The sequence below is a fragment of the Novosphingobium sp. BAM6 genome, from assembly GCF_057784955.1.
The window spans coordinates 189,897-197,163 of sequence record NZ_JBYNTR010000005.1 but is presented as its reverse complement, the minus strand read 5'-3'; the positions used below and the strand labels follow the sequence as shown (position 1 = coordinate 197,163).

The 7,267-nt window shown below is 59.8% G+C and carries 9 protein-coding genes; 2 read left to right on the top strand and 7 right to left on the bottom strand.

Translation table 11 applies throughout. The features are described 5' to 3' along the window. Together AC3EC3_RS15075 and AC3EC3_RS15070 are read left to right on the top strand one after the other, a co-directional pair. Nucleotides 1–226: hypothetical protein (locus AC3EC3_RS15075; RefSeq protein WP_488490410.1), on the top strand; the 226-nt coding region annotated here is incomplete at its 5' end. Nucleotides 227–238: 12 nt separating this feature from the next. Further along, nucleotides 239–385 (top strand): hypothetical protein, encoded by a 147-nt coding sequence (locus AC3EC3_RS15070; RefSeq protein WP_488490409.1) that lies wholly within the window; start codon nt 239–241, stop codon nt 383–385. An 18-nt stretch (nt 386–403) separates the two neighbouring features. On the opposite strand, the gene AC3EC3_RS15065 is transcribed toward AC3EC3_RS15070, so the two are convergent. The 7 genes from AC3EC3_RS15065 to AC3EC3_RS15035 form a co-directional block, all read right to left on the bottom strand. Next, the gene (locus AC3EC3_RS15065) at nt 404–835 is read right to left on the bottom strand and encodes a hypothetical protein (RefSeq protein ID WP_488490408.1); all 432 of its coding nucleotides are present in this window, start codon (nt 833–835) and stop codon (nt 404–406) included. A 402-nt stretch (nt 836–1,237) separates the two neighbouring features. Further along, nucleotides 1,238–2,176, bottom strand: coding sequence for a HEPN domain-containing protein (locus tag AC3EC3_RS15060; protein ID WP_488490407.1), 939 nt, complete (start codon nt 2,174–2,176; stop codon nt 1,238–1,240). Nucleotides 2,177–2,239: 63 nt separating this feature from the next. Then, a complete protein-coding gene (locus AC3EC3_RS15055; protein ID WP_488490406.1) occupies nt 2,240–2,524 on the bottom strand; it encodes an RNA polymerase sigma factor in 285 nt (94 codons plus the stop codon). Beyond that, entirely contained in the window at nt 2,521–3,408 is an 888-nt protein-coding gene (locus tag AC3EC3_RS15050) for an ArdC family protein (protein WP_488490405.1), read from the bottom strand. Before AC3EC3_RS15050 ends, AC3EC3_RS15055 begins: the two co-directional genes overlap by 4 nt. Before the next feature lie 456 nt (nt 3,409–3,864). Next, on the bottom strand, nt 3,865–4,542 hold the full coding sequence (locus AC3EC3_RS15045) for a hypothetical protein (RefSeq protein WP_488490404.1): 678 nt from the start codon (nt 4,540–4,542) through the stop codon (nt 3,865–3,867). Continuing rightward, nucleotides 4,509–5,414, bottom strand: a complete 906-nt coding sequence (locus tag AC3EC3_RS15040; protein ID WP_488490403.1) for a ParB/RepB/Spo0J family partition protein — start codon at nt 5,412–5,414, stop codon at nt 4,509–4,511. Before AC3EC3_RS15040 ends, AC3EC3_RS15045 begins: the two co-directional genes overlap by 34 nt. 645 nt (nt 5,415–6,059) lie before the next feature. Then, complete coding sequence (locus AC3EC3_RS15035) at nt 6,060–7,082, bottom strand: IS110 family RNA-guided transposase (RefSeq protein WP_488490402.1); 1,023 nt, start codon at nt 7,080–7,082, stop codon at nt 6,060–6,062. Between the last annotated feature and the right edge of the window lie 185 nt (nt 7,083–7,267).

Here is a 7,267-nt window from a genome sequence, read left to right as displayed (position 1 = left end):
TGACCTCGCGTTGATCATCGCTTGGCCGGTCGAGAACGGTGTGAAGCGTAGTGACCAGCGGCACCTTCAACGCCGCAATGAAGTCGAGAATGAGCTTGCCGGCTTCCCCGCCGAATATTCCGAACTCGTGCTGCAGGCAGACGAGGTCGAAACCCTCCTGATTTATGAATTTGGCTGCGTTGCGATATTGCTCCGGATCATCCTGGTCGATCCCGAGCCGAACTGAGAGAGGGTAGTCATGGACGCTTCCGGGGTCGCGCATGACGATAATGGCGGTTTCGGCAACTCCGGCCGAGGATCGGAGCGCCAGTTCAAGGTCAGTCGTGAATGTCGCTATGCCGCAGCGACGCGGCAGGGCGTTACCGACAAATGCAATCCGGAGTGAGCGCGCTGAAAAATCGTCTCACAGCTTTCCTTTCGGCTTCTTCATCAACTCACTGACGGGAGATACCGGCGGTTTGGGGCCAGTTTTAGGCTTTTCGGCCTTGGGTTTGCGTATCTCACGATTGCTGCGCTTCTGCGATTTGGCCATCTCGACATGCCCGCCTTCGTTTTCCCAAGCGGCCAGGCCGGGGATCAATCCAGACGGCTCGTTCGCTTCCGACGCCATCTGGCCATCAGAACTGTTGACAGGGGTATAGGGACGGTGAGCGTAAGGATGTTCTTTGAGCAGTTTTTGAAACAAGTTCAGCTTCCGCCGCAGGGGTTTGATCTTTGCCGCATCGTTAGCTGCAGCGTGCTGCATGAGCGTAACTTGTTCAATTTCTAGGATTTGATTGAGGCACATGGTGCGCACTCCCACATCAAGCGGGGGCGCGGTCGGTCCCTCGGTCACACATGGCTCGGAAGATTTTTATGTGATGGATGCTTGTAGCATACTTCGCGCGGACCGCTTCACGAATTCGTGAGCGGGCATCAGTTCTCGTCTGGAACGAAAGCTTGAGGGTGGCCAAAAAACATTTTCCGCTTTCCGGCGCATCAGCCGCCCGCCCAATGACCGTCTCTAAGGCGCGAAGCTGACATACCTGTTCGCCGTCCGGAACGTCCGCTATCCCAGTGAGCGCTCCCGTAAGGAGACATTCCGGAGCGTCCAACAAAGCGGTCGTCACAGCGTGTCGTCGAGAATGTCCGCATTCCTCGGGCGGCTTCCCCGAACCTGACTGTCGCGGATGTCCCACTTTACGCCGTATTTAACGTCAGGTCCCAGGCTAAAAGCCTGCCCGGCAGCAGGCTACGCTCAATTCTGGCCTGACCGTTGACCTGCGAGCGCCGAAAGTTCGTCGATCCGCTCGGAACCCATGGCATGGACGACCCGGCCCAGTTCCTCGGCCTGCTCGCCGAGCCAGACCAGTTCCTCTTTGGTGATCCGATAATGCTTGGAGTACCGTGCTTTGACGTAGGCCTCCTTCAGCTTTTCGAACATCGCCCTCTGGGCGTGGTTATCACGCGGCCAGACGTAAGTCAGACGAATGTCGAGCAACTCTGCCTGTGAGCGCAGGAACGCCAGATTATGAACATGAGGCGTGTAGAAAGTGCGGACCAACAATATGCAATGGTAGAGTCGCTCAACACCTTGATGGAGTTGAAAAGCAGCATTATTATAACGACCTCGGCCTAAATTAAAGCGATAGTTATCAAGAAAATCTACCGCACTCGGCATCCACTCCTCGAAATAATCCTTTGCCATGTCGAGCGCTGCCTGCGGAGTCTTGGGCTTAGGCTGTGCCAGTTCGGTATCATCGCTTTCATAAAGGGCGATACCGTCGCGCACGATGTCCATGAAGAAATACCGTCCATGGGCCAGACCATCGTTCACTTCCTGCAGCGTGTGAACGATGAAATTGACCGGCGTGCGGATGGTGCCGGTGATACCGTACTCACGCATCAAACGGTCATCGACTTTCGACCAGTATTTGACCCGATCCGTCAGCCGCTTATCGTTGACGATGATCAGCAGGTCATAATCCGACTGATAGCCCTTTGCGGTATGCGGCTCATCCACCCAACCGCCGCGCGCATAGCTGCCGTAAAGCACGATTTTGGCGATGCGGCCCTTCTTCTTCCACTCGTGCGTCGACAGCGCGAAGACATCCTCGAATTCCTCGAAGACGATCTGAACAACACGCTGGATTTCCCGCTGCTTGAGCGACGGCAGATGATCGAGGTCGTGACGCATGGCAATAGCACCCTGTCTGCCCGGGCGCCGGATGGCAAGCCATGGACGCCCGGGGCCTGTTGATCACCAACCCTTGCGCTCCTGTCGCTCAACGGACCGCCACAGGATTTCAAGAGCAAGGGTCAGATGGTTTCCCACTTGCTGGCAGGTCAAATTGAGGCGTGCAGCCACCTCTGCGAAAGAGAGGTTTTCATGGCGGACGAGGCGCAACACCTCGTACTGGAGTTCGGGTAGAGATTCCATGGCACGGACCATGCGGCGCCGAAATGCCGGTTCGATGTCCCGAAAATGCTTTCTGAGACACAGTTCGCGAAACCTTGCATGGAAGTGCACGATGGTCCTGTTCATGCTTCCGCCTCCTCGTATGCGAGAAGAAAGTCGCAGGCCTTGCTGCTTGCGCTGGCGGCCCGGAAGATGGCTCGGTCATCGCTTTTGAGGATTTCCAGCCAAGCACCAATATAGTCGGCATGTCGTACGCTAGGCGTTACGCCCAGCGAAGCGCAGGCAAAGGCGCTGGCGAGCTCGGCAACAAGTTCCTCCCGGCCATAGAGTGCAGACCCGAAGGCTCCTGTCTGATCGCGGGCAAGTCTTGACTTGTGGCCTGTCCAGTGTCCCAGTTCGTGCAACACAGTGCGATACCAGTTCACCGGCTCATGAAACGCCGCCTGCGGCGGAACCTGCACGTAATCGAGATCGGGCGCATAAAAAGCCTGCGAACCGCCAATTCTCATTTGTGCGCCACAAGCGCGGATGATCCGGTCAGCCCGGGCAATCGGGAGCACTTGTCCAGGAGAAGCCGTGTCCTCAACCATGGCTTCTGGCAGGTCTTCGCACTGGTCCACGTTGAACACCACGAAACGCTTGAGGAAAGCAACCGTCCGCGCGTCACGCTCCTCGCGCTGTGCCGTTTCGCGTTCGTCCCGGGGGGTGAAGCGATCCGCGTAGCAAACAATGGTGCCCTTCTCTCCGCGTCGGATATGACCGCCGGCCTGCTCTGCCTGACGGAATGTCAGCCAGCGCTGCCGGGTAAACCCGGATTCGATGGCGCTCGCCCAGAGCAGAAGAATGTTAATCCCGGAATAGCGGCGACCGGACTGGGCATTAGCCGGCATCGCACAGATACAGGCAGATGCGTCCCATGGCTGAACCCAGGGCAGCCTCCCCTGTTCAAGTTCGGAAATGATGCGATCCGTAACGTCACTGTAAAGCGACTGGCGTTCGTTCCTGTTCATCGTCAGCACTCCATGTCTGCCGCCGAAAACCAGCACCGGGTTGGCGCGGGGCGGCAGGAGTGGTCGAAAGCCCCGCCCGCAACTGGCAGGGCGCACCTGCAAGGCCGCAATGGAATGGAGGACCCGTCGCCGAAGGCACAGGTTGCGCCCTGCCAAGGCGGGGCTAACCGACAACGACGCCCCGTGCTTTTCCCGATGCATGCTCTGGCGAATGCATAGGACGTCCTTGCGAACAGGCTTCCCGACGCCTTGCGTTTTGCCCGTAGACGAATTGCGTGTCCTCAGTATCGGGAGATCGGATTGACCGATCTTGTCGCCTCTCACCGACCGCTTCTGCAATCTGGTGGCGAAGCCCCGGCAACGTCGATCCGCTGCCGGGACATCTTTTACGCAGACAGGGTCGATAACGTCATATCGTCCGGAGTTGCACCATCGGCGTGCGTCAGACTATCGAAGTCATCCTCGGTCTCTTCCGGAGCAGGCGCCAGAAGACCTGCCCGTTCGACGCTGCCAACGCCCCCCCCGCGAAGTGTAGGCACCAGGCGGGAATGCCATCCAGCGAGGAAGCCAGTGCTCGACCTTTTCGCGTCCATTGGCTCCGGTCAGACAATCCCGGAGGATACCGCGCTGGACCTTCGTCGTGGTCGTGGCATTTTGCTGCGCGACCGTCTCTCCAGCCACATCGACCAGCAGTTGCACCATCACGTCACGGTCGCGAACAGCCTCGAGCAGCGCATCGTCTGCGTGCCAGACCCGCGTCATGTCGAGGTGCAGGTGACATCCGAGCCACTCGATGAGGCTGGTTCCAAGATCGAGAGTTTCGGCCATGACTAGAGCAAGGGTGGCCATGACATCGGCATCGTCCAGCTCCAGCAACCGGGAAAGCAACTCGCAGATGCTATGCCTTCCCAGGTCCTTTCCGGTTACGCTGGGCTTCTCCGCATCGAAGCCCAGCAGCGACAGCACATGACGGCGGCGGGTATCGAACATCGCCTCCGAAGCGCTCTCTTCGACGCTTTGCGCCAGCGCATCGTTGGGGTAGCGCCGGCTTTCTGCCCGGACGTTCCACAAACCCGATCCGATAATAGCATGAGCGACCATCAGCCGCAGCGACAAACCGTTTTCTTCGGCCACCCGGGCCCGCACGGCCGCATGGCGGTGCAGATCAATGTAGGCGTTGAGCGTACCCGAGACTTCGGGACGTACAGGCTTTTCCACGCTGCCGCCGCGTTCGAGCCTGCTGGCTTCCTTTTGCGTGACGTAGCCTTCATGAAACAAGACATCGCCGCGATGGCCGATGGCGACATAGACCCTGCCCCCCTTGACCTTCGACCAAGGCGCTTAAGCGCAGCACCTGTCGGTGCATACGCAGCTTCGTCGTCGTGCAGCGCCAGCCATTCACGCTGTCGCCCTTTCGAAGCCATCGTCAGATGCCGCAGTGAAACGGCATCGATGCCATCCGCGCGATAGAGACTGCGCAGCGGGGGGACGAGATTGCCGAGTGCCAGCGTGCGCTTCACCTGCAAGGCGGTAAGCCCGAAGGTTTGGGCAATGGCTTCGACATCGCGACCTTCGCGTACGAGACGGGTGAAGGTTTCGCATCGGGTCATTTCGTCGGGATCGAGCCGCGCGATGTTCTCGATCAGCGATGCTTCCAAAGCGGCAGCATCATCGCCCGGCGCAATGACAACACAGGGCAGGTCCTCGATCCCCCCACCCTCCTCACGCACCGCCATCGCGGCATGATAGCGCCGCTTGCCCGCAAGGATTTCGTAGGCGGGCAGTTGATCGACGGTACTTGCACCAATCACCGCGCCGCCGTCTCCTTCCGGATGCTGATTGGAGCAGACAGGCTCGCGGGCCGTTTCCCGCACGATCAATGGCACCAATACCCCGCGCGTTCGAACGGACGGCAGGATGTTGGCAATGTCGCATGTCTTCCTTGTGCCGCGCATGTTGAGATTCGAGATTGACAGACGGGTGATGTCGATATGCTTGAGTTTCATATCCTTCACTCCATTTTCATCGCACACATTGGCCTGCCTCAGGGCGGGGTGGGCGACAGGAGCGAACCGGCAGGCCCGCAGGATAAGGCGGGGCGCACCTGACAAGGCCGTAACGAATGTGTGGACGGCTTTTGCAAGACACCGCACATTTCCTTCCTCTTCGCTTCCGCACACCTGACCCCCGGAGCGGGGTGGGCGGCGAATTGCGACCGAAGAGGCCTGCCGGTTAGGCCAGGCGCACCCGAAGGGCCGGAACAGCGTGGAGGACCCCTCGCATAGCGAGGGGTTGCGGCTGACCGAGGCAGGCCTAGCAGGGAGTGCGCCTACCTCGCTCTGGAGGTCAGGCACAACCAACGCCATCTCGCGTAGCGAGATGTCCGCTAACCTATTTCGTTGCGCGAGGTAACGCCGAGCATGCTTTCGAGCGGTCGGGTGCGGTCATGTGTCCGGCCTGTTTGTGCGGTACGCGGACCGCTGGCCCTGATGAAATCCGCGGATCGAACCTTCCATCAGTGGAACGGGCTCAAAGGCTCCCTTCGTTTTCCGAACTGAGCGATCCCCGGCTCAACCGGTTCGTCATCATGGCTCAAGCACCACCTCGCGCTTCCTTTGGAGCAGGCTCCTCGGGAAACGCTTAAACTCGCATCAGCACGCCGGGGCCGGCGCGCGATAGGTGCCGCCTCGCGTGAGGATCGCCCAAATGATGCGGGCTATCTTGTTAGCCCACGCCACGGCCGCGACTAGTGGTGGCCTCCTCGAGAGGATGGCGAGGAGCCATGGCGATGCTTTGGCCGGATCGATCCTCGCTCGCCGGATGATGGTGAAGGAACCCAGAACAAGCAGGGTTCGCAGCGTCTGGTCCCCCGCCTTCGTGATCCGGCCGAGCCGCGCCTTGCCGCCGCTCGAGTTCTGACGCGGGGTCAACCCGAGCCAGGCGGCGAAATCGCGACCTGTTGAAAAGCGCGAGACATCACCGGCCAGGGCGATGATCGTGCTGGAGGTGACCGGGCCGATGCCAGGTATAGTGCTTAGGCGGCGGCAGGCGTCATCGACCTTCACATTGGCAGCAATCTCGCGATCGAGATCTGCAAGTCGCAGCTCGACCGATCGGATTGTGTCGGCGATCATCGCGTAGGTGTTGCGGATGATCTCGGGCATGCGCTCATCACCAGCGGCGGCAAGCCTGAGAACCTCGTTTGCTCCACCCTGACCGGTTGTAGTGATGATGCCGAACTCTGCGAGGCCGGCTCGCAGTCCGTTCAGCATCGCCGTTCGCTGACCGACCAACTGGGTGCGCATCCTGTGCATCAATACGAGCGCCTGCGTTTCCGGCGCTTTGACAGGAACAAAGCGCATATTGGGTCGAGCCACTGCTTCGCAAATCGCCTCGGCGTCGGCCGCGTCGTTCTTCGAGCGCTTCACATAAGGTTTCACGTAATGGGCTGGCATCAACCGAACATCATGACCGAACGCTGATAGCTCACGAGCCCAGTGATGAGCAGTCGCGCAGGCTTCGATGCCGATCAGGCAAGGTGGCAGCTTCTCGAAGAACGGAATGACTTGCCCGCGCGGCAGCCGCTTGCGAGCTACAATCGCGCCATCCGCATCGACGCCGTGCACCTGGAAGACCAATTTTGCGATATCGAGCCCAATCGTCGTAATTTGCACTGTTTCCTCCTCTGACTTTCATCGGCGAATCATCCCGACTGACAGAAGATGCAGCAGCCTGGGCCGTCCCACCTCATCAGTGGAGGACCTGAGCCCCGGCTCAGGTTGCGCGCCGCCGCGGCGGGCCTAGAGGCTGAGCGACGCCCACCCCGCCTGTCGGCAGGCCAACAAACGAAGCGCCAGCG

Excerpts from the sequence above, each read along its gene's own strand:
- AC3EC3_RS15070 (WP_488490409.1), top strand. The coding sequence starts at position 239 with ATGGACGCTTCCGGGGTCGCGCATGACGATAATGGCGGTTTCGGCAAC.
- AC3EC3_RS15060 (WP_488490407.1), bottom strand. The coding sequence starts at position 2,176 with ATGCGTCACGACCTCGATCATCTGCCGTCGCTCAAGCAGCGGGAAATC.
- AC3EC3_RS15055 (WP_488490406.1), bottom strand. The coding sequence starts at position 2,524 with ATGAACAGGACCATCGTGCACTTCCATGCAAGGTTTCGCGAACTGTGT.
- AC3EC3_RS15050 (WP_488490405.1), bottom strand. The coding sequence starts at position 3,408 with ATGAACAGGAACGAACGCCAGTCGCTTTACAGTGACGTTACGGATCGC.
- AC3EC3_RS15040 (WP_488490403.1), bottom strand. The coding sequence starts at position 5,414 with ATGAAACTCAAGCATATCGACATCACCCGTCTGTCAATCTCGAATCTC.